The organism is Pseudomonas sp. NFX98 (assembly GCF_047784845.1).
Taxonomy (GTDB): Bacteria; Pseudomonadota; Gammaproteobacteria; order Pseudomonadales; family Pseudomonadaceae; genus Aquipseudomonas.
In genome coordinates this window covers 112,471-134,433 of record NZ_JBLNNF010000014.1, presented here as the reverse complement: position 1 = coordinate 134,433, position 21,963 = coordinate 112,471, and the positions used below count along the sequence as shown (strand labels likewise).

Sequence of the window (21,963 nt, the reverse complement as noted above, 5' to 3'; positions counted from 1 at the left end):
TGCTCTCACCGCCGGGTCAACAACACCCCGGATTCCATGTGATGCGTCCACGGGAACTGGTCGAACATCGCGCATTGGGTAATGCGGTGCGTGTCGTGCAACTGGGCGATGTTGGCCGCCAGGGTTTCCGGGTTGCAGGAGATGTAGAGGATGTTGTCGAAGCGCCGGGTCAGCTCGCAGGTGTCCGGGTCCATGCCGGCGCGGGGCGGGTCGACGAAGACGCTGCCGAATTCGTAGCTTTTCAGGTCGATGCCGTGCAGGCGACGGAACGGGCGCACTTCGTTCAGGGCTTCGGTCAGTTCTTCAGCGGACAAACGCACCAGGGTGACGTTATCCACAGCGTTTTCGCTGAGGTTGCTCAGCGCTGCGTTGACCGAGGTCTTGCTGATTTCGGTGGCCAGCACTTTGCGCACCCGAGTAGCGAGCGGCAGGGTGAAGTTGCCGTTGCCGCAATACAACTCCAGCAAATCATCGGAACGATCGCCGAGAGCGTCGTAAGCCCAGTTGAGCATTTTCTGGTTCACGGTGCCGTTGGGCTGGGTGAACGCGCCTTCTGGCTGGCGATAGCTGAAGGTGCGCCCGCCAACTTCCAGTTTCTCGACCACGTAATCGTGACCGATGACTTCGCGCTTGCCCTTGGAGCGGCCGATGATGCTGACGTTCAGGTCGGCTGCCAGTTTCGTGGCCGCCGCGTGCCAATGCTCGTCCAGCGGACGGTGGTAGCACAGGGTGATCATCGCATCGCCGGCCAAAGTGGTCAGGAACTCCACCTGGAACAGCTTGTGGCTCAGGGGCGCACTGGCTTGCCATGCGGCCTTGAGCTGCGGCATCAGTTGATTGATGCGCTGGCTGGCGATCGGGAATTCTTCGATCAGGATCGGCGTGCGTTTGTCTTCCTGGGAAAACATTGCGTAGTGACGCTCGCCGGCTTCGCGCCACAGGCGGAATTCGGCGCGCAGGCGGAAGTTCTGCAACGGCGAGTCGAAAACGACCGGCTCCGGTGCATCGAACGGGGCCAGCAGGTTACGCAGGCGCGTGACCTTGTCTTCGAGCTGAACGGCGTAGTCCTGGGAATCAAAAGTCATGCGTTAAACCAACCCAGCTTGATCACGAACAGAATCGACAGGATCACCAGCGCCGGGTTCAGCTCACGGCCGCGACCGGACATCAGCTTGATGGCGGTCCAGGCAATGAAGCCGAAAGCAATGCCGTTGGCGATGGAATAAGTGAACGGCATGGCCAGCGCGGTGATCACCACCGGCGCGGCGACAGTAATGTCGTCCCAGTCTATTTCAGCCAGGCCGGAAGTCATCAGCACGGCGACGAACAGCAGGGCCGGCGCGGTGGCGAAGGCTGGAACGCTGGCGGCCAGTGGCGAGAAAAACAGCGCCAGCAGGAACAGGATCGCCACGACGACGGCGGTCAGGCCCGTACGGCCACCGGCACTCACGCCAGCTGCGGATTCGATGTAGCTGGTGGTGGTCGAGGTGCCCAGCAGGGAACCGGCCATCGCAGCAGTACTGTCGGCGATCAGGGCGCGGCCCATTTTCGGCATGTGGCCGTCCTTGCCCATCAAACCAGCACGCTTGGCCACGCCAATCAGCGTGCCGGAGTTGTCGAACAGGTCGACGAACAGGAAGGCGAAGATCACGCTGACCAGACCGATGTCCAGTGCGCCTTTGATGTCCAGTTGCAGGAAGGTCGGCGCCAGCGACGGTGGCATCGACATCACGCCGCCGAACGGGGTGAAGCCCATCACGATGGAAATGATGGTGACTACCAGAATGCCGATCAGCACCGCACCGCGCACGGCGAGGGCTTCAAGGGCGACGATCAGGGCAAAACCGAGGGTGGCGAGGATCGGCGCCGGTTGTTTCAAATCACCAAGGCCAACCATGGTCGCCGGGTTGCTGACCACGATGCCGGCGTTGTGCAGGGCGATCAGCGCCAGGAACAGGCCGATACCGGCGGCAATCGCCGAACGCAGCGGCAGCGGGATGCTGTTGATGATCCATTCCCGGATGCGGAAGATCGACAGCAGGAAGAAGCACACGGCCGAGATGAACACTGCACCCAGCGCCACTTGCCAGGTGTGGCCCATGTGCAGGACCACGGTGTAGGTGAAGAAGGCGTTCAGGCCCATGCCCGGTGCGAGGGCGATCGGGTAGTTGGCGATCAGGCCCATGACCGTCGAGCCGATGGCGGCTGCCAGACAGGTGGCGACGAACACCGCACCCTTGTCCATGCCGGTCTCGCCGAGGATGCTCGGGTTGACGAACAGAATGTAGGCCATGGCCAAAAAGGTCGTAACGCCCGCCAGAATCTCGGTGCGTACGTTGGTGTTGTGTGCCTTGAGTTGAAACAGCCTTTCCAGCATGTCTGCTCCCCGTGGCGCGCCCGGCGCCGTGAATGTATCGACCTCAACAGCAAAGCACAGACCGCTGCAGGCGCCTGGGATTTTTCTGTGGGTCGGAAAAAGCCGCGCATCATACCAGCCGCACAGGGTTATGGCTGCTTATGGCGGTGATCGTCGTCGATGTTTTGCGTTTGGCCCAAACCAGCCATACTGCGCGCTGGTTTTTTGGGGTGGTGTTTGCATGAAAAAGCGTCTGTTGATCTTGCTGGCCCTGGTCTTGGGCACACAAACTGTCTCGGCAGCCTCGGCACCGCCGTTGACCCAGGTAAAAGTGCTCAAGGTCGAGTCGCCTGAATGTGGTTTTGAAACCATTGATGAAGGCCAGACACAAACGCGCTGCAATCACAGCGGCCCGAACATCAGGGTCTACGTGCTGGAAGTGGGTTACGGTCGCAGCCAGCCCCATGTCACGCTGGATGGTTTCGAGGTCAACGGAACCCGCACGCAGGTCTGTGCTTACGAAAACGGTAACCTGACTGATTGTTCCCAGAGGACCAAGGTTGTCGGCAACCTGTACATCTTCAGTCTGGCGGGCAAACAGGAAGGTACGTTCACCTTCAGCAACACCTCGATCAACGCGCCGGGCAACACGATGTCGACGCAGCTTTACATCAAGTAGCTTTTACATCAGGTAACGGCAGGCCACGAACAAGGGTAAGGAAAGCTGACTACGCTTGAAGAACCCTCCTGTGGATTGTTCCCATGACCTTTCGAGCTTTGATTACCCTCGCCGAGGGCACTGACGACCTGCAAACAGTGACCCTGATCGATGTCCTGCGCCGCGCCAAGGTTGAAGTGGTGGTGGCCAGCATCGAAGGGCGACGCATGCTGACGTGTGCACGCGGTACACGCCTGACCTCCGATGCAATGCTGGTGGACTTGCTGGCCCAGCCCTTCGATCTGATCGTCCTGCCTGGCGGCGCTGTGGGGACTCAGCATCTGGCCGCACACCAACCCCTTCAGCAATTGATCAAGGACCAGGCTGCGGCCGGTCGGCTGTTCGCCGGTATCGCCGAAGCCCCTGCCGTGGCGCTACAAACGTTTGGCGTATTGCGTCAGCGGCGCATGACTTGCCTGCCTTCGGTCAGCCATCAACTGTCGGGTTGTAACTTCGTCGATCAACCGGTGGTGGTCGACGGCAACTGCATCACCGCCCAAGGCTCCGGTGCCGCATTGGCATTTGCCCTGACGCTGGTGGAGCAATTGTGTGGCAAACCCACGTGGACAGCGGTGGCTGCGGAGTTGGTGGTTTAGCGGTTCATGCCTTCACTTCTTCCTTTGGCACATGCATCCGGTCGCGTTGGGCCAGGGTCGGGAACAGTTTGATCCAGGTTCCCGTCACCACCAGCGTGCCGATGCCGCCCATGACCACCGCCGGCACGGTGCCGAACCAATGCGCCGTCAGGCCGGATTCGAATTCGCCCAACTGGTTTGAAGCGCCGATGAACAGGCCGTTCACGGCACTGACCCGGCCACGCATTTCGTCCGGGGTTTCCAGCTGAACGAAGGACGCGCGGATCACCATGCTGATCATGTCGGCTGCGCCCAAAACCACCAGCACGGCCAGCGAGAACCAGAAGGAGGTCGACAGGCCGAAGGCGATGGTCGCCACGCCGAATATACCCACTGCGGTGAACATCACTCGCCCTACATTGCGCTCCACGGCAAACCGCGCAAGGTACAGCGACATCAGCAACGCACCTACCGCCGGTGCCGAGCGCAACAGGCCGAGGCCCCACGGGCCGGTCAGCAGAATGTCCTTGGCGAACACCGGCAACAGCGCCGTTGCACCACCCAGCAGGACGGCGAACAGGTCCAGAGAAATCGCCCCGAGAATGTCCGGCCGACTGCGAATGAAACGAATGCCCGCCAGTAGCGAATCCAGAGTGGCCTTGCCTTTGTTCAGCGGTGTTTGCCGCGCGGGCAGGTTGAGCATCAGCGAGCAGGCGATGATGTACAGGATCACCGTCGGGCCGTAGACCCAGACACTGCCGAAGGCGTAGAGCAAACCGCCAAGGGCCGGGGCGACGATGGTTGCCGATTGTTGGGCCGACTGCGCGGCGGCCACGGCGCGGGGGAACAGCGCGCTGGGCACGATGCTCGGCAGCAAGGCCTGGGTGGTCGGCATCTCGAAGGAGCGGGCGGCACCGAGCAGGAAGGCGAGGATGAAGATCATCTCCCGAGTGACATGGTCGGTAGCGCTGCCAATGGCCAGCGACAGGGCGATCAGCGCTTGCAGGGACTGGCAGATGGCCGCGACCTTGCGCCGGTCGTAGCGGTCGGCGACATGCCCGGTGTGCAGCATGAACAGCACGCGCGGCGCGAACTCAACCAAACCGACCAGGCCCAGGTCGAGCACGTTGCCGGTCAGTTGGTAGAGGTTCCAGCCAATGGCCACGGTGAGCATCTGAAAGCCGCTGGCGGTAAAAACCCGGGCCAGCCAGAACGCAAGGAAAGGACGGTGATGGCGTAACAGCAAGGGCTCTTGGCTGGGCATCTGCGGGCAAATCTGGAGGGAATGAATGGCGAGACTATCACCAACCTGTATCAGGAAGTTGCCATGACGAAAAATTTAGTTAGCTAGATACCGATCTGGAACGAATCTCCCGGGCGACGTGCATGAGGCAACTTGTCACGCGGCAAAAGACCACGCGGTTCATCCCCAAAAATGGGACTACTCTTTCATCGTTGCTTGATCCAGATCAAAGCCCTCACAAGGAATTTGATCCGGCGGCCGCAAGGCCAGACTCCCTGCGTTGTGATGCGTAGAAAAAAAGAACAACAGAGATTCGCCACACTCCATATCCGTGGGGGCCGTGGGTGCAGGCTTACAGCCCGCAGCCGTACTACCTGACAGAGGAAGACTTATGTTCGGTTTAGAGGCACTTGATCTCGCCCGAATTCAGTTCGCGTTCACCATCTCGTTCCACATCCTGTTCCCCGCCATCACCATTGGCCTGGCCAGTTACCTGGCCGTCCTCGAAGGTTTGTGGCTGAAAACCCACAACGACACCTATCGTGACCTCTACCATTTCTGGTCGAAGATCTTTGCCGTCAACTTCGGCATGGGCGTGGTTTCCGGGCTGGTGATGGCCTATCAGTTCGGCACCAACTGGAGCCGATTCTCGGACTTCGCCGGATCCGTGACCGGGCCGTTACTGACGTATGAAGTACTGACCGCGTTCTTCCTCGAGGCCGGGTTCCTCGGCGTCATGCTGTTTGGCTGGAACAAGGTCGGACGTGGCCTGCACTTCTTTGCCACGGTCATGGTCGCCATCGGCACGTTGATCTCGACTTTCTGGATTCTCGCGTCCAACAGCTGGATGCAGACACCGCAGGGCTTTGAAATCATCAATGGCCAGGTGATCCCGACCGACTGGCTGGCGGTGATTTTCAACCCGTCGTTCCCGTATCGCCTGATGCACATGGCCACGGCGGCATTCGTCGCGACGGCGTTCTTCGTCGGCTCCTCGGCGGCCTGGCACTTGCTGCGCGGCAAGGACAACCCGGCGATCCGCAAGATGTTGTCGATGGCGATGTGGATGGCGCTGATTGTCGCGCCGATACAGGCGGTCATCGGTGACTTCCATGGCCTCAACACGCTGGAACATCAACCGGCGAAAATCGCCGCGATCGAGGGTCACTGGGAAAACAAAGGTGACGAAGCGACGCCGCTGATCCTGTTCGGATGGCCGGACATGAAGGAAGAGAGGACCAAATACGCTGTCGAGATCCCGTATCTGGGCAGCCTGATCCTGACTCACTCGCTGGACAAACAGGTGCCGGCGCTCAAGGAGTTTCCGCCCGAAGACCGGCCGAATTCGACCATCGTGTTCTGGTCGTTCCGGATCATGGTTGGCCTGGGCTTCCTGATGATCTTTACCGGTTTGTGGAGCCTGTGGTTGCGCAAGCGCGACAAGCTGTATACCTCGCGGCCATTCCTGTACCTGGCGTTGTGGATGGGGCCCTCTGGCCTGATCGCGATTCTCGCCGGCTGGTTCACTACGGAAATCGGTCGTCAGCCATGGGTGGTCTACGGCCTGATGCGCACGGCGGATGCGTCCTCCAACCACAGTTTCATGCAGATGAGCATCACCTTGATCCTGTTCGTCGTGGTGTATTTCGCGCTGTTCGGTGCCGGGCTCGGGTACATGATGCGCCTGGTGCGCAAAGGGCCGAAGATCGACGAAGGCAAGGAAACCAACGACGGTGGCCCCGGCCAGAAACGCACGCCGGCCCGGCCGTTGTCTGCTGCCGACGACGAGCACGCCGATGCAGACCACACCGTGACCAAGGAGATTTGAATCATGGGTATTGATCTTCCGCTGATCTGGGCCGTGATCATCATCTTCGGCATCATGATGTATGTGGTCATGGATGGTTTCGATCTGGGGATCGGCATTCTCTTTCCGTTTATTCCCGGCAAAACCGACCGTGACGTGATGATGAACACCGTCGCCCCGGTTTGGGACGGCAACGAAACCTGGTTGGTATTGGGCGGCGCGGCGTTATTCGGCGCTTTCCCGCTGGCCTATTCGGTGGTGCTCTCGGCGTTGTACTTGCCGCTGATCTTCATGTTGATCGGGCTGATCTTTCGTGGCGTGGCGTTCGAGTTCCGCTTCAAGGCCAGGGACGACAAGCGCCACTTGTGGGACAAGGCATTCATCGGCGGTTCGATTGTCGCTACGTTCTTCCAGGGCGTGGCGTTAGGCGCATTCATCGATGGCTTGCCGGTGGTCAATCGGCAGTTCGCCGGAGGCTCACTGGACTGGCTGACGCCGTTCACGATGTTCTGTGGTGCGGCGCTGGTGGTGGCTTATGCGTTGCTCGGTTGCACTTGGCTGATCATGAAGACCGAGGGCAAGTTGCAGGAACAGATGCATGATCTGGCGCGGCCCTTGGCGTTCGTGTTGCTGGCGGTGATCGGCGTTGTCAGCATCTGGACTCCGCTGGCCCATGCCGAAATCGCTGCGCGCTGGTTCACCTTGCCGAACCTGTTCTGGTTCCTGCCGGTGCCGATTCTGGTGCTGGTCACCCTTTACGGCCTGATCCGCGCGGTGGCGCGCAATGCGCACTACACGCCGTTCCTGCTGACGCTGGTGCTGATTTTCCTCGGCTACAGCGGCTTGGGGATCAGCCTGTGGCCGAACATCGTGCCGCCGTCGATCTCGATCTGGGACGCCGCCGCACCGCCGCAGAGCCAGGGCTTCATGCTGGTGGGCACGCTGTTCATCATCCCGTTCATCCTGGGCTACACCTTCTGGAGCTACTACGTGTTCCGCGGCAAGGTCACCCACGAAGACGGTTACCACTAAGGCGTCGCATAGAACCTGTAGGAGCCGAGCTTGCTCGCGATGGCGTTGTCACAGGCGCCATCGATCTATACGAGAGGTAGAAGCAATGAACAACAAACATTCCCTGCACGACATCGAAGAAGCCGAAAAAAAGCCGCTCTGGCAGCGGCTTGGCTGGTTGGCCCTGATCTGGGCCGGCAGCGTTGGTGTCCTGTTTATCGCGGCCAGCCTGATGCGGATGTTCATGAACGCCGCCGGCCTGACCACTCACTGACATCCCGTGCCGTGTCTTCGGGCGCGGATTCATAACCCTCCGACCGGAGGGTTTTTTTTCGCTTCGTTATTTGCGTGCCTTGAGAATTACAAACTTCGGCGTGGCCGCTACTTGCTCGACTCCGCGGAACAACCGCGCCAGTTTGCTGTGATAGCCAAGGTGACGGTTACCGACGATGTACAGCGCACCACCCACCACCAGCGCCTCCCGGGCTTGCTGGAACATCCGCCAGGCCAGGAAGTCACCGACGACCTGTTGCTGGTGAAACGGTGGATTGCACAGCACCACGTCCAGCGATTGGGGCTCCTGTCCGGCCAGGCCGTCACCGGCACGCACGATGACATCGCGCTCGCGCAGCGCTGCGCGCCAGTTCTCGGCGGCCGATTGCACCGCCATGAACGACTCGTCTACCAGCGTGTAATGGGCCTCGGGGTTTTGCAGGGCGCTGGCGATGGCCAGCACGCCGTTGCCACAGCCGAGGTCGGCAACCCGCGCAGTGCCAAGGTTCTTCGGCAGGTGCGGGAGGAACGCGCGGGTACCGATGTCCAGGCCTTCGCGGCAGAACACGTTGGCGTGGTTGAGCAATTCGATGGCCGGTTCATCGAGACGATAGCGCGTCGGGTAGGGCGACGTGACCGGCGCTTTGGCCTCAAACGTGGCGATCAACAAACGGGCTTTCTTCACCGCTAGCGACGCTTGCACCGGGCCGATGTAGCGTTCCAGCAAGTCACCGGCGGCACGCGGCAGATGTTTGATCATCGCGCCAGCAATCACTTGGGCGCCGGGACTCAATTGGCCTTGCAGGCGGATCAGTTGTTCTTCCAACAACGCCAGGGTCTTCGGTACCCGGATCAGCACCCGGTCGAACGGGCCGGTGATCGCTTCGCTGGCCGGCACGTACGGCAGCGCATCAAACGCCTGGCCATTGCGGGCAAGGTTCTTTTCCAGGCCTTGTAACGCCAGGAACGAATCGCCACTGCTGGTCACGTTGACCTTACCGGCCAGACTGGCGGCCAATGCACCAAAACTGTCGTTCAGCACCAGAACCCGTTTCTCGGACGAGAGTTGCTGTTCAGCCAGATGGTTGAGCAGGTACTCGTCCGCAGCATCGAAGGCTTGCAGCGGTTCGTTCTGCTGTTCGGGCTGGCGGATCAGGTCGAGGCTGGCGAAAGGCGTTTCGAGCAAAGGCATGGGGCGGGGCTCTGGGTAATCATCGGGTATCCCGCGCCCAGGGGCTTGGCGGGCGGGGCCGTCCGAGTGGACTGCGTCGTGAGAATTTCACACGTCATCACTCAGGATGGGACCGCGAATGGTACGTTTTTTTGTGTCGGATTGCCCGCGGGTTTTCGCTTCAGCGCAGCGCATTGCTGTTCAGATAGCCTGCCTTGACGGCGGCGATGACGGCCGAAATCTTGTTATTGACCCCGAGTTTGCGGATGGCTTCCTGAACATGGAAGTTGATGGTGCGTGCGCTAAGATTGAGAATTCTGGCGCTTTCATAGGCGGTCTTGCCATCCGCTGCCAGTTTCAGCACATCGATTTCCCGCGGTGTTAAATGCGGTGTGGACGGTTGTGCAGATGCCATGGGCATTGTCTGGGCAATCAATTTATGCAGGTGACGCCCAATAAACACAGAGAAACCGAGGTTTTCATACAGCTCCCACGCACTGACCGGGCAATGGGTTCTGGCGAGACTCAAAATGCTGCACAGACCACTTTCCTCGTCATGAACGGCTTGTGACCAACCATGCTGCAACCCCTGGTGTTCCAGTGCATCCCATAACCATGGTGCGTTGCTGAAGAGCTCTGCACTCCATAGAACAGGCAGCATGGATTGATTGCAGTGCGCCACTACTGGATCTATTGCGCAAAACTTCTTTTGTTCGTACTCGGCGTTCCAGTCTTTTGGATAATTGTTGAAGCGAACCGTGTGAAAATTCTCATTTTTTGTTGGGCAACTTGTTGAAAATGCAAAAAATTTAAATCCGATATTTTTCGCAAAACTGAGCGAGATCCGGTAGGCGCTCTCAATTTCCGTTGTACTGGATAGTTGTATGAGTTGTAGTTCCTTCCACCTTTCCATTATCGGCTCCGGTTTTAAGTTTCTAACGTAATAGGCGCACTTGGATCCAAAGACTGGCGCGAATTGGAGTGTAGGATGATTCTGATATTCCGTTGAGATTTTTTTGCTTTGCTAAAGTGTTTTTAAACAGGTCTATGGTTCTAAAACTTTGCCATGTGGTAGTAGTTAGTTTGTATGTTGGTATTAATATCATTATTTTTTAACCAGGCGGTTAATGGGGGAGATATGCCAAATACAAATGAGAATAAGAGCGCGTGCTTAATGACACTACAAATCACCGGTGTTTCTGCTGCTCGCTTTGCGAGACACTGAGGCCATCTGTTGAATGGAGCGCCCCATGAGTGCCAGTGAAGAGAAATTTACTCGCCAGACCTTGCTCGAAGTCCGGCCGTTGACCCCGAACCTGTTCACTCTGCGGGCGTCGAGGGATCCCGGTTTTCGCTTTCGCGCAGGTCAATTTGCCCGGCTGGGCGTGACAAAAGCTGACGGCAGTACGGTTTGGCGCGCCTATTCCATGGTGTCGTCACCCTTTGACGAGTTTCTCGAGTTCTTTTCCATCGTGGTGCCTGGAGGCGAGTTCACCAGCGAACTGAGTCGGCTGGATGTCGGCGATACGCTGCTGGTGGACCGCCAGGCCTTTGGTTACCTGACGCTGGACCGTTTTGTCGACGGGCGCGATCTGTGGCTGCTATCAACTGGCACCGGCATTGCGCCGTTTCTGTCGATCCTGCAGGACTTCGAAGTGTGGGAGAAATTCGAACGGATTATCCTGGTCTACAGCGTGCGCGAATCGCGGGAGCTGGCGTATCAGGAACTGATTGCAGGGTTGGCGCAGCGTGAATATCTGGCGGAATACGCACACAAGCTGCAACTGATCAACACGGTGACGCGCGAGCAGCATCCCGGCGCCCTGAACGGGCGGATCACCACGCTGATCGAAAACGGCGAACTGGAGCGCGCGGCCGGAGTGGCGCTGACGCCTGAACATTCGCGGGTGATGTTGTGCGGAAACCCGCAGATGATCGATGACACACGCAAGTTGCTCAAACAGCGCGACATGCACTTGAGCCTCAGCCGGCGACCCGGGCAGGTGGCTGTGGAGAATTTCTGGTAAAAAAACGGCGCCCTGCAGGCGCCGTTCTTTTATCGCTGAAACGCTCAAGGCCGATTGTTCTGGGCCTTCAGCAAATCACGAATCTCACCGAGCAACTCTTCTTCCTTGGTCGGAACCGGCGGCAGGGTCGGGGCTACGGCTTCTTCGCGCTTCAGGCGGTTGATGGCCTTGACGCCCATGAAGATCGCGAAGGCAACGATGACGAAGTCGATCAGGGTCTGGATGAATTTACCGTACGCCAGGACCACCGCCGGAACGTCGCCTTGAGCGGCCTTGAGGGTAATGGCCAGGTCACTGAAGTCCACCCCGCCGATCAGCAGCCCGATAGGGGGCATGATCAAATCGCCGACAAAAGACGAAACGATCTTGCCGAACGCGGCGCCGATGATGATACCGACGGCCATGTCGATCACATTGCCTTTGACCGCGAAGGCCTTGAACTCGTTTAGCACGCCCATAGGTTATTTCCTTGTTACAGATGAGGTTGGTGAACGCAGTGTAAATCAGCAAGGTGCATCCTGCCCGAAACAACTGCTTACGTTGCTTGCCTGCAATCGACCGGAACGGCGTTGAAAAGTTTAGATAACGTCCTTTCTCCCACGCGGTGTAACCGCTCTGGAATCGCCGTTTCGATGACCTTGAAGCGGAAGCGACATGTCTTTTTCACTCGCCTGAGTGGGTGATGGCAAATGGGCACACTCGGTTTGTTGATGTCCTGTATTGCGGTTCCCGTTTCCGTTTGAAAATTCGAGTCGTGTCTTTTGTTGTATGGCTAGTTGAGCGCTAAGGAAATTGGTCTGATGTCATTTTTATGGCAGTGGGTATCTTGTACGGTGTGACTTTTTGTTTTTAGTTCTTGTACAGCTTTTCATTCGGATTTGTTGGGCTTGATAAGCGGGATGGCAGAAAAATCTTGGACAAATTTAAGTGGTTTTTACATGGTTAGTATATTTCAGTAATTTGAAATATGTGCTCTCGACGAACTATGAAGTTCCAACGCCCTTTATTGTCTTAAATTTTTAATTGATCGAGGACACTCAACCTGACAACCGTGACGTACTGATCCGCCCCAGCTGAGCTATCATCGCGATTTTTGCCGGGAGTTCAGATGGCCAAGGCCAAGCGCATGTACGGCTGCACCGAGTGCGGTTCAACCTTCCCGAAGTGGGCCGGCCAGTGCGGCGAATGCGGTGCCTGGAACACGCTGACTGAGACCATGGTGGAAAGCGGCGGGGCGGCGGCGCCCAGCGGGCGTACCGGTTGGACCGGCCAACAGGCGCAGATCAAGACCCTGGCCGAAGTCAGTGTCGAAGAGATCCCGCGCTTCTCCACGGCCTCCAGTGAGCTGGACCGGGTTCTGGGCGGTGGCCTTGTCGACGGTTCGGTAGTGCTGATCGGCGGTGATCCGGGCATCGGCAAGTCGACCATTCTGTTGCAAACCTTGTGCAACCTCGCCAAAAGCATGCCGGCGCTGTACGTCACCGGCGAAGAATCCCAGCAACAAGTGGCTATGCGTGCCCGCCGTTTGGGCTTGCCGCAGGACCAGCTGCGGGTCATGACCGAAACCTGCATCGAAACCATCATCGCCACGGCCCGCCAGGAAAAGCCCAAGGTCATGGTGATCGATTCGATCCAGACGATTTTCACCGAGCAGTTGCAATCGGCGCCGGGTGGCGTGTCCCAAGTGCGTGAAAGCGCGGCATTGCTGGTGCGCTATGCCAAGCAGAGCGGCACGGCGATTTTCCTGGTCGGTCACGTCACCAAGGAAGGCGCACTGGCCGGTCCACGCGTGCTGGAGCACATGGTCGATACGGTTCTGTATTTCGAAGGCGAGTCCGATGGCCGACTGCGTTTGCTGCGTGCGGTGAAGAACCGTTTCGGTGCAGTCAACGAGTTGGGTGTGTTCGGCATGACCGACAAGGGCCTGAAGGAAGTTTCCAACCCGTCGGCGATTTTTCTCACCCGCGCGCAGGAAGAAGTCCCGGGCAGTGTGGTCATGGCGACGTGGGAAGGCACCCGGCCAATGCTGGTGGAAGTCCAGGCGCTGGTGGATGACAGCCATCTCGCCAACCCGCGGCGGGTAACGCTGGGGCTGGATCAGAATCGTCTGGCGATGTTGCTGGCGGTGCTGCACCGCCATGGCGGAATTCCGACCCACGATCAGGACGTGTTCCTCAACGTGGTCGGCGGCGTGAAGGTACTGGAAACGGCTTCCGACCTGGCGTTGATGGCGGCGGTGATGTCCAGTTTGCGCAACCGGCCGTTGCCCCACGATTTGCTGGTGTTCGGTGAAGTCGGTTTGTCCGGCGAAGTGCGTCCGGTGCCCAGTGGTCAAGAGCGCCTGAAGGAAGCGGCCAAGCACGGCTTCAAGCGGGCGATCGTGCCCAAGGGCAATGCGCCGAAAGAGTCGCCGCCGGGGTTGCAGATCATTGCGGTAACGCGTCTGGAGCAGGCGCTCGACGCTTTGTTCGAATAATTTCGCGCAAAACACAAACCCTGTGGGAGCGAGCTTGCTCGCGATAGCGGTCTATCAATCAACATTTATGTAGAATGGCATGCCCTCATCGCGAGCAAGCTCGCTCCCACATTTGATTGATGGTGTGGCATCAAACCTCGATCAGCGCACCCAGCTCCCGCTCCAACTCTGCTTGATCTCCGAGGTTCAGCTCAATCAACCGCCGTAGCCGCTGGATCGATTCCAGGCTGATATGCCGGCAAACAAACCCGAGCTGTCCGTGATCCTCGTGGGTCAACTGCACATCCATCTCGATATCGGCGTCTTCGCTCAGATGAATGTCGACGAAAAAATCCTGCTTGCCATCACCCAACCAAGGCTCGGGGCGTTCGATCAATAGCCCTTTGAGCGACAGGTCGATCAGCTTCACCGGCCAGATGAACTGCCCCTGGCTCAGCTCGGTTCTGGCATCGAACGCAATACGTTTGAAGCGGCGGCGATCGGCGGGGTGCTCGCTCATGGCGCTATCCTCTGGATGTTCGCTGACTATAGACCGGCATTGTCAAAACCTGCCAGCCAGGACGGCTCTAGACCAACGTTGGGGTATGGCCTTTACCGTCAGGAGAGCTAAACTCGGTGTGGCTGTCTTTCTTGTCCACTCTGGCTGGAATAATAAAATGAAAAATAATAATAGCCCGCTACGCCATCTACCCTGGCTGGTGCTGGCAATCGTAGGGGCGTGCGCCCTGGGTGTAGTGGCACTGCGCCGAGGTGAGGCAATCAATGCCTTGTGGATTGTGGTCGCTGCCGTGGCCATTTATCTGGTCGCGTACCGTTACTACAGTCTGTTCATCGCCAACAATGTGATGCAGCTTGACCCGCGACGGGCCACCCCCGCCGTACTCAACAACGATGGTCTGGACTACGTGCCGACCAACAAACATATCCTCTTCGGTCACCACTTCGCGGCCATCGCCGGCGCGGGGCCGCTGGTCGGTCCGGTATTGGCGGCGCAGATGGGGTATCTGCCCGGCACGCTCTGGCTGATCGCTGGCGTGGTGCTGGCGGGTGCCGTTCAGGACTTCATGGTCCTGTTCATGTCCACCCGCCGCAACGGTCGCTCCCTGGGTGACATGGTCCGTGAAGAAATGGGCCGCATCCCCGGCACCATCGCGCTGTTCGGCTGCTTCCTGATCATGATCATCATCCTCGCGGTGCTGGCGCTGATCGTGGTGAAAGCCCTGGCCGAAAGTCCGTGGGGTATTTTCACGGTGATGGCGACCATCCCGATCGCGATGTTCATGGGCATCTACATGCGCTACATCCGCCCGGGCCGCATCGGTGAGATCTCGGTGATCGGCGTGCTGTTGCTGCTCGGTTCGATCTGGCTGGGCGGGCAGATCGCCGCTGATCCGGTGTGGGCCAAGGCGTTCAGCTTCACCGGTATCCAGATCACCTGGATGCTGATCGGTTACGGTTTCGTCGCGGCGGTACTGCCGGTGTGGCTGATCCTGGCGCCGCGTGACTACCTGTCGACCTTCCTGAAAATCGGCACCATCGTTGCCCTGGCGATCGGTATTCTGATCACCATGCCCGAGCTGAAAATGCCGGCACTGACTCAGTTCATCGACGGCACCGGTCCGGTATGGAAGGGCGGTCTGTTCCCGTTTCTGTTCATCACCATCGCCTGTGGCGCGGTATCGGGCTTCCATGCGCTGATTTCTTCCGGCACCACGCCGAAGTTGCTGGATAACGAGGTCAACGCCCGTTACATCGGCTACGGCGGCATGCTGATGGAGTCCTTCGTGGCGATCATGGCCATGGTCGCCGCTTCGGTGATCGAGCCTGGGGTGTACTTCGCCATGAACAGTCCGGCAGCGGTAGTCGGCGGTGACGTGGTGGCGGTGGCAACAGCGGTCAGCAGCTGGGGCTTTGCGATTACCCCGGAAGCGCTGCAAGCGGTTGCCCATGACATCGGTGAAACCACCATCCTGGCCCGTGCCGGCGGTGCGCCGACCCTCGCGGTCGGTATCGCGCAGATCCTGCACAGTGTGCTGCCGGGTGAAAACACCATGGCGTTCTGGTACCACTTCGCGATTCTGTTCGAGGCGCTGTTCATCCTGACCGCTGTGGACGCCGGTACCCGTGCCGGTCGATTCATGTTGCAAGACCTGCTGGGGTCTTTCGTTCCGGCGCTGAAACGCACCGAATCCTGGACCGCCAACCTGATCGCCACTGCCGGTTGTGTGGCGATGTGGGGCTGGTTGCTGTATCAGGGTGTGATTGATCCGCTGGGTGGCATCAACACCTTGTGGCCGCTGTTCGGTATCTCCAACCAGATGCTGGCCGGTATCGCGCTGATGCTCGGCACCGTTGTGCTGATCAAAATGAAACGTCAACGCTACATCTGGGTGACCCTGTTGCCTGCCGTGTGGCTGCTGATCTGCACCACCACTGCCGGCTTCATCAAGCTGTTCGACGCCAACCCGGCGATCGGCTTCCTGTCGCTGGCCAAGAAGTACAGCGATGCCCTGGCCAACGGTCAGATCCTCGCCCCGGCCAAGGACATCACGCAGATGCAACACGTGATCTTCAACGCCTACACCAACGCAACGCTGACCGCGCTGTTCCTGTTCGTGGTGTTCAGCATCCTGTTCTATGCACTCAAGGTCGGCATTGCCTCCTGGGGTAAAAAAGAACGTACGGATAAAGAATCGCCATTCCAGGCACTGCCGGATGCGTAACCTGAGGAATGCAGCATGTTCAATGACCTGAGTCGCCTCGGTAAATACCTCGGTCAGGCCGCACGCCTGATGGTCGGCATGCCCGACTACGACAACTACGTCGAGCATATGCAAACCAAGCACCCGGACAAACCGGTGATGAGCTACGAGATGTTCTTCCGCGAACGTCAGGAAGCCCGTTACGGTGGCAAGGGTGGGCCGAAGTGCTGTTGATGCACGCTGGCTAGGCGACACACCACTGTAGGAGCACGGCTTCCGGCGATGGCGATGTTTAGTACGCCATCGCCGGCAAGCCGTGCTCCTACAGTTTTTTAGCGTTTGGGAGATTTTGTTTTGCTCACTCCAATACCCGTCACAATCCTCAGCGGCTTCCTCGGCGCCGGCAAAACCACTCTGCTGCGCCACCTGCTCAAAGCCGAACACGGCCTGAAAATCGCCGTGATCGAAAACGAATTCAGCGACGCCGGCATCGACACCCAACTGTTGGGCGACGAACCGGTACAAGTGATGACGCTGTCCAACGGCTGCGTCTGCTGCACCATCCACACCGACCTGACCAAAGCCTTGTACCTGCTGCTGGAACGCCTGGACAAAGGCGACATCGCCTTCGACCGTCTGGTGATCGAATGCACCGGCTTGGCCGATCCGGCACCGGTGGCGCAAACCTTCTTCATCGATGAAGAGTTGCGCGAGCGCTATATCCTCGACGGCATCATCACCTTGGTCGACGCGGCGCACGCCGAGACTCACCTGATCCAAACCATCGCTCAGGCGCAGATCGGTTTCGCCGACCGCTTGCTGGTGAGCAAACGCGACCTGGTAGACGAGCCGACTTTCACGGCGTTGAGCGAGCGCTTGACCCGAATCAATCGTCGCGCACCAATCCGAGTGGTCGACCATGGTCAGATTGATCTGGCCGAGCTGCTCGACGTGCGTGGTTTCAATCTCAACGCCGACCTCGGTGGTGGCGTGAGTTTGCGTCCGGTGAGCCAGGCCCCTTCAATTGACCGCATTTCCAGCCTGGTGCTGCGCACCGACAAGCCGCTGGATATCGACAAGCTCAGTGAGTTCATGAACGAGCTTCTGGAAGAGCACGGCAAACAATTGCTGCGCTACAAAGGTGTGTTGAACATCCTCGGCGAGCCACGGCGCATGGTGTTTCAGGGTGTGTTGAAGCTTTACGGTTTCGACTGGGACACGGAGTGGGCAGAGGGTGAAACACGCGAGAGCGTGATCGTGTTCATTGCCGATGATTTGCCGGAAGAGAAAATCCGTGAAGGGTTCGCCCGAGTTGCGGCCGAGTGAGATGTTAAATATTGAGACGCACGGCATTCATCAAATAGGTGTGGATGGATGTCGGGCGATAGTTGGAAGGGTTTTGTTACTTTTTAGTAGTGAGCATTTAGTGGGTGCTCGAATTGGTATCTGTGCTTAACGATTGCAGTATGTTTTTGTTTGATTGACTTTGGTTGTTGGTGCTGTAGGGGCGGGGTTAAGTGGCGTTACATTAAGTTTGCTTTTCAGGTGCGTCGCTTTCTGTTTTCTGGTGTTAGTTTTGTCGGGTGCCACTTAAGGCGCCTCTCAATTTTATATCTGGAGACATCTATGAAAAATCAAGTTATGGACATGTCGGGTGATTTCGCCAGCGAGTTCGAAGCCTACATCAAGGCAGGTGTCAACAAGATGGCTGGCCTTGAGGTGATGGCGACTACTGCAATCACTTGCGAAAGCCTGGGCTGCACGTTCGGCTGCTAAGCCTCTCGTAACATGTGGCGGGTCTCTCGACCCGCCACGCTGGTTAAGGTGGCAAAGCATGCTGGCTGATATTCTGACGTTTCAAGAGCGTGAGGCATCGGGTGCAGGTCGTGACGTCGATGTCGATGCTCTGTGCAGTACCCTGCATATGTTGCATAAGGATGATCTTGCCGTTACGCGCTATTTCGGGTTGGGTAAATCCGACTTGATTCATTGGTTTGGAAAGCAGTCCAAGCGAGAAAGTAAATACTCGACACTGGAAGAGTTTGAAAGAAAGATTCATCTTATTGGTTCACTGGCTAAGGCTGGTAACAATAGCAGCGCAAGCCGTGAAACCTTTGAAGGTTTTTATGAGGCCTTGCTTGGTTACTTTGAGTGTGTGTTTAAAAGTGACGCTAGATATGTAGAGGCTAGCAATCATTTTGATGCCGGATCGTTGCTTTCAAGTCTCAGGCCCTATGTTTTAACCAGTATCAAACGTCTGTCCGAAAAGTCACTTGTACATTGTCTCAATACACGAATATCAGAGGGCGTGGAAACAGACCTGGAAAGCTTCGAGCATTACTTGAATGCCGGCGCAACAGGTCCGATCCTGGAGGCTTATCCGGTACTGGCCGACTTGCTCATTCGACATTTGGAAGGCACAACGGCTTACCTGTACAAAATCATCTTCCATTTTGCTGACGATGCTGATGTGCTCATGCAGGTGTTCGATCTGCCCGACCGTCGAATCGACTCGATCGAACTCGGGTTGGGCGATCCTCACGCTGACGGCGAAACGGTTTGCGCCGTCCGGGTCGCAGGTACATCGCTGGTCTATAAGCCGAGAAGTAATCGGGAAGCGCAGCTCTATAGTTCGCTACTGATGCTGTTGCACCGGAAAACCGCGGACGAGTGTTTCTCTGCCAAAACCCCGTCAATGGTGAGCCACGACGATCACTGCTGGATCGAAAAAGTCGACAATCACGCCTGCGAAAAAAACGCCGAACTGGCCTTGTTCTATCGACGGATGGGGGCGCAGATCGCGCTTGTTCACGCGCTGAACGGAATCGACTTTCACTACGAAAATATCATCGCCTGTGGGAGTAGCCCGGTTCTAATCGACCTTGAGTGTCTGTTGACCGCCTCGATGATCGATCTGCAGGGCGATTTGCCCAACACCGGTGCGTTGTTCAAAACCCTGAAGTTCAACAGCCAGTCAGTGTTTTCGACGGGCTTTGTTCCCTACTCTCCCGATTCTGAAAATGATTTCAGTGGCCTGACGGCTCAGAAACAGTTCACCACCACGGCAAGGCAGTTGATCCGCGAGCAAGGTTTCTTTCATTTGAAACGGATCAAGGTCGACAAAACGCCGCTCGTCAAACACCTGCCGATTTTCGAGGGCGCGCAATATTCACTGGATAACTATCAAGGCGAATTTCTTGAGGGTTTTGGATTTGCCTACGATGAGGTCATGAAACATCAGGCGGCGATACTGGAGCTGATTCATCAGCACGCCGCGCTGTTGAAAACACGTGTGTTGATCAAGAATACCCAGCGCTATATCGATTTCATCGAACTGACGCTGCACCCACGTTTCACGCAGTGCATGCTTCAGCGGCAACTGCTGCTGGCGACGTTGTGGTCTGAACCCAACGAATCACTAAAAAAAATGTGGCCAGCCATGAGTTGATCGATCTGGAGCGCGCCAATATCCCCAGTTTCACCATGCCGATCGCGTCGAGCGACCTGTTCAATGCTCATGGTGCTTTTGTCGCCTCACTCGAGATCGAGAGTCCCTTGGAGAGTTGCCGGCGAAAGTTGAGCTCGCTTTCCCCAGGCAACAAAACATTCCAGTTGCTCATCTTGAAGGAGTGTCTGTTTCCTTCGGGCAATGGAGCCTCGCCCATGAATAGACGGCATGTCAGTCGAGACGTGCCAGGCATGCAGGCGACGCCGTATCTGGCAGGCGCTTTGAAAGTGGCAGACGCCATCGAGCGGTTGAGAATCGATGGCGAAGAAGGGGATGTGGCGTGGACTTTCCTCAACACCCATCCGACCACCCGGCGCAGTTATCTCTCGCCGATGACCAATAGTCTGTACAGCGGGATGGGCGGACTGGCGGTTTTTTACATGAGTCTGTACCGAGTCAGCGGCCAGACTGAGCACCTGCTCAGGGCGGATCAAATTGTCGACTCGATGGCCAGATCCCGCGAGCATTTTGACAGTGACATGGCGGTCAGTGCGTATTTCGGTCTGGCGTCGTATCTCTATGTGCTGGTTAATCACCAGCAGGTGACGGGTCGGGATATTCACGCGACGACGATTGATGAGTTGCTACTCAAACTTGAGGGCTTTCCACAACAAGGAGACGAGTTCGACTTCCTCAACGGCTGGTGCGGGACCGTCACGTTGTTGGTGAACCTCTATCAGCTTCAGCCGCGACAACGGCTGATCCCATTGATCGAAAGGTACTCCGCAGCCATTCGGGCGGAACTGGTGAAAGAAGACGGGCGGTTTTTGCGCAAGGCCTGCGTAACACCGCTACTCACTGGATTCTCCCATGGGATTTCCGGCGTTCTCCAGGCGCTGGCCAAGGTATACGAGGTGACAAAAGACGCGACGCTGGTTGTATTGATGGTTGACCTGCTGGAAGACGAAAACCGCCAGACGGCACATGGTTTCTGGCGGGATTTACGTGAGCCATCGGAGCTCGCGCATATGACCAAGTGGTGCCACGGTGACGCCGGAATCCTGATTTCCAGGTTGCAACTCAAGCACGCGCTTGAAGGGGTTTTGAGTGCCGGGCATGTGGAGTTGGTGGAAGAGGACATTCGCACCTGCGAAAGCAATCTCTGGCGGCATGGCCTCGGTTGCGGTTACAGCCTGTGCCACGGTGATTTCGGCAATCTGCTGTGCATGCTGTCGCTCTACCGTCGTGATGGAAACAGCCTGGGTATTGAGCGGAGCTTGCAGGCATTGTCTGGAGTGGCCGAGAGTTTCTTCAACGAAGATTTCATGGGGCAAGACAGCGTACCGGTACTCGGAATGATGCTGGGATTGGCAGGTGTTGGTCAGGCACTGTTGTGTGCGCTCAATCCAACAGTGCCTGATGTCCTGGCGTTGACCTTCATGCAGTCGAACCCAGTAACTGTTGCTCAAGATCAGCCAGGTGCTGTGTCACCAGCCGAACTGCTGCGTTGATGTCGGCCCGCTCCATGGCTTCGACAATGGCGATGTGCGCTTGCCCGGCGAGGTCACAGACAATCCGTTGATCACATTGGGCGATCGCCAATGACGTCATCGGCACCAGGCTGCCAAGGAAGTGCGCCAACGGTGCGTTTCCCGCCATGTCGGCCAGTTGCAGGTGAAACTCACCAGACAGGCGGATCGCCGCTCCGTGCTGGCCGCAAGCCTGCTTTTGCCGGTAATTGCCGATCAGGGAATACAGCGCTTTGACTGCAGCCGGGCGTGGTTGCTGGCAGGCGAGCTGGATGAGCGTGGTTTCAGTGAGGCGGCGCGCGTGGAGTATTTGGCGAGTTTGTTCGGGGGCCGGTGCTGCGATTTGTGGACGATGATTCGGGCGCAAAATAACGATCTGCTCATGGGACAGGCGTGTCAGCACCCGGCGTACATGGCTGCGGCTAGCGCTGAACATTTGTCCCAGGCTTTCTTCGGTGAAGCGACTGGACGCTGAAATGCGCTGTTCAAGAATCGCATCGAATACCTGTGGATAGAGGTCGTCCACCAGGGACTTGTCGTGACGAGCACGGCAAAAGGGCAGGGCCGCCGGTGTTTCACGACTGTATTGCGCCAAGGCTAAGCTATTCATGGCCTGTCTCCGCTTTG

General features: G+C 57.7%; 21 protein-coding genes. 13 read left to right on the top strand and 8 right to left on the bottom strand.

Annotated features, from left to right (window positions below):
* Nucleotides 1–5: 5 nt before the first annotated feature.
* Nucleotides 6–1,085, bottom strand: a complete 1,080-nt coding sequence (gene trmA / locus ACM110_RS19575) for a tRNA (uridine(54)-C5)-methyltransferase TrmA (RefSeq protein ID WP_416129055.1) — start codon at nucleotides 1,083–1,085, stop codon at nucleotides 6–8.
* Nucleotides 1,082–2,377, bottom strand: coding sequence for an NCS2 family permease (locus ACM110_RS19570; RefSeq protein ID WP_338583209.1), 1,296 nt, complete (start codon nucleotides 2,375–2,377; stop codon nucleotides 1,082–1,084). Before ACM110_RS19570 ends, trmA begins: the two co-directional genes overlap by 4 nt.
* A gap of 220 nt (nucleotides 2,378–2,597) precedes the next feature.
* Here ACM110_RS19570 and ACM110_RS19565 point away from each other — a divergent pair, with 220 nt between their 5' ends.
* Entirely contained in the window at nucleotides 2,598–3,035 is a 438-nt protein-coding gene (locus ACM110_RS19565; protein ID WP_416129054.1) for a DUF4879 domain-containing protein, read from the top strand.
* An 83-nt stretch (nucleotides 3,036–3,118) separates the two neighbouring features.
* A complete protein-coding gene (locus tag ACM110_RS19560) occupies nucleotides 3,119–3,670 on the top strand; it encodes a DJ-1 family glyoxalase III (protein ID WP_416129053.1) in 552 nt (183 codons plus the stop codon).
* 4 nt (nucleotides 3,671–3,674) lie between these two features.
* Here ACM110_RS19560 and ACM110_RS19555 read toward each other — a convergent pair whose 3' ends face one another.
* A complete protein-coding gene (locus tag ACM110_RS19555) occupies nucleotides 3,675–4,913 on the bottom strand; it encodes an MFS transporter (RefSeq protein WP_416129052.1) in 1,239 nt (412 codons plus the stop codon).
* A gap of 370 nt (nucleotides 4,914–5,283) precedes the next feature.
* Here ACM110_RS19555 and ACM110_RS19550 point away from each other — a divergent pair, with 370 nt between their 5' ends.
* From ACM110_RS19550 to ACM110_RS19540, 3 genes are all read left to right on the top strand, one after another.
* Nucleotides 5,284–6,720, top strand: coding sequence for a cytochrome ubiquinol oxidase subunit I (locus ACM110_RS19550; RefSeq protein WP_416129051.1), 1,437 nt, complete (start codon nucleotides 5,284–5,286; stop codon nucleotides 6,718–6,720).
* Nucleotides 6,721–6,723: 3 nt separating this feature from the next.
* On the top strand, nucleotides 6,724–7,731 hold the full coding sequence (cydB, locus tag ACM110_RS19545; RefSeq protein ID WP_416129050.1) for a cytochrome d ubiquinol oxidase subunit II: 1,008 nt from the start codon (nucleotides 6,724–6,726) through the stop codon (nucleotides 7,729–7,731).
* An 85-nt stretch (nucleotides 7,732–7,816) separates the two neighbouring features.
* Complete coding sequence (locus tag ACM110_RS19540) at nucleotides 7,817–7,984, top strand: DUF2474 domain-containing protein (protein ID WP_338583199.1); 168 nt, start codon at nucleotides 7,817–7,819, stop codon at nucleotides 7,982–7,984.
* Nucleotides 7,985–8,050: 66 nt separating this feature from the next.
* Here ACM110_RS19540 and ACM110_RS19535 read toward each other — a convergent pair whose 3' ends face one another.
* Both ACM110_RS19535 and ACM110_RS19530 read right to left on the bottom strand, forming a co-directional pair.
* Nucleotides 8,051–9,175, bottom strand: a complete 1,125-nt coding sequence (locus ACM110_RS19535; RefSeq protein WP_416129049.1) for a methyltransferase — start codon at nucleotides 9,173–9,175, stop codon at nucleotides 8,051–8,053.
* Between the two features lie 160 nt (nucleotides 9,176–9,335).
* Entirely contained in the window at nucleotides 9,336–10,067 is a 732-nt protein-coding gene (locus ACM110_RS19530) for a helix-turn-helix transcriptional regulator (protein ID WP_416129048.1), read from the bottom strand.
* 337 nt (nucleotides 10,068–10,404) lie between these two features.
* On the opposite strand from ACM110_RS19530, the gene ACM110_RS19525 reads away from it, so the two are divergent.
* Nucleotides 10,405–11,181, top strand: coding sequence for a ferredoxin--NADP reductase (locus tag ACM110_RS19525; RefSeq protein ID WP_416129047.1), 777 nt, complete (start codon nucleotides 10,405–10,407; stop codon nucleotides 11,179–11,181).
* Nucleotides 11,182–11,225: 44 nt separating this feature from the next.
* Here the strand turns inward: ACM110_RS19525 and mscL are convergent, their stop codons facing one another.
* Nucleotides 11,226–11,639: a large-conductance mechanosensitive channel protein MscL gene (mscL, locus tag ACM110_RS19520; RefSeq protein ID WP_338583191.1), complete on the bottom strand. Its 414-nt coding sequence runs from the start codon at nucleotides 11,637–11,639 to the stop codon at nucleotides 11,226–11,228.
* A gap of 650 nt (nucleotides 11,640–12,289) precedes the next feature.
* On the opposite strand from mscL, the gene radA reads away from it, so the two are divergent.
* The gene (radA, locus tag ACM110_RS19515; protein WP_338583190.1) at nucleotides 12,290–13,657 is read left to right on the top strand and encodes a DNA repair protein RadA; all 1,368 of its coding nucleotides are present in this window, start codon (nucleotides 12,290–12,292) and stop codon (nucleotides 13,655–13,657) included.
* A gap of 130 nt (nucleotides 13,658–13,787) precedes the next feature.
* On the opposite strand, the gene ACM110_RS19510 is transcribed toward radA, so the two are convergent.
* Nucleotides 13,788–14,156 carry a PilZ domain-containing protein gene (locus ACM110_RS19510; protein ID WP_416129046.1) on the bottom strand — a complete coding sequence of 123 codons (369 nt, stop codon included), beginning with the start codon at nucleotides 14,154–14,156 and terminating at the stop codon, nucleotides 13,788–13,790.
* 157 nt (nucleotides 14,157–14,313) lie between these two features.
* Between ACM110_RS19510 and ACM110_RS19505 the strand changes: the two genes are divergently transcribed.
* The 6 genes from ACM110_RS19505 to ACM110_RS19480 all read left to right on the top strand — a co-directional run bounded on the left by ACM110_RS19505 (nucleotide 14,314) and on the right by ACM110_RS19480 (nucleotide 21,318).
* Nucleotides 14,314–16,380 carry a carbon starvation CstA family protein gene (locus tag ACM110_RS19505; RefSeq protein ID WP_416129045.1) on the top strand — a complete coding sequence of 689 codons (2,067 nt, stop codon included), beginning with the start codon at nucleotides 14,314–14,316 and terminating at the stop codon, nucleotides 16,378–16,380.
* A gap of 15 nt (nucleotides 16,381–16,395) precedes the next feature.
* Entirely contained in the window at nucleotides 16,396–16,593 is a 198-nt protein-coding gene (locus ACM110_RS19500) for a YbdD/YjiX family protein (protein ID WP_007895266.1), read from the top strand.
* A gap of 120 nt (nucleotides 16,594–16,713) precedes the next feature.
* Nucleotides 16,714–17,685: a GTPase gene (gene yjiA / locus ACM110_RS19495; RefSeq protein ID WP_416129044.1), complete on the top strand. Its 972-nt coding sequence runs from the start codon at nucleotides 16,714–16,716 to the stop codon at nucleotides 17,683–17,685.
* A 300-nt stretch (nucleotides 17,686–17,985) separates the two neighbouring features.
* A complete protein-coding gene (locus ACM110_RS19490; protein WP_416129043.1) occupies nucleotides 17,986–18,135 on the top strand; it encodes a hypothetical protein in 150 nt (49 codons plus the stop codon).
* 58 nt (nucleotides 18,136–18,193) lie between these two features.
* Nucleotides 18,194–19,807, top strand: a complete 1,614-nt coding sequence (locus tag ACM110_RS19485) for a DUF4135 domain-containing protein (RefSeq protein WP_416129042.1) — start codon at nucleotides 18,194–18,196, stop codon at nucleotides 19,805–19,807.
* Nucleotides 19,789–21,318 (top strand): lanthionine synthetase LanC family protein, encoded by a 1,530-nt coding sequence (locus ACM110_RS19480; protein WP_416129041.1) that lies wholly within the window; start codon nucleotides 19,789–19,791, stop codon nucleotides 21,316–21,318. The genes ACM110_RS19485 and ACM110_RS19480 overlap by 19 nt, the downstream gene beginning before the upstream one ends.
* On the opposite strand, the gene ACM110_RS19475 is transcribed toward ACM110_RS19480, so the two are convergent.
* The gene (locus tag ACM110_RS19475) at nucleotides 21,245–21,946 is read right to left on the bottom strand and encodes a GntR family transcriptional regulator (protein ID WP_416129040.1); all 702 of its coding nucleotides are present in this window, start codon (nucleotides 21,944–21,946) and stop codon (nucleotides 21,245–21,247) included. The two genes, ACM110_RS19480 and ACM110_RS19475, sit on opposite strands and share 74 nt — an antisense overlap.
* Between the last annotated feature and the right edge of the window lie 17 nt (nucleotides 21,947–21,963).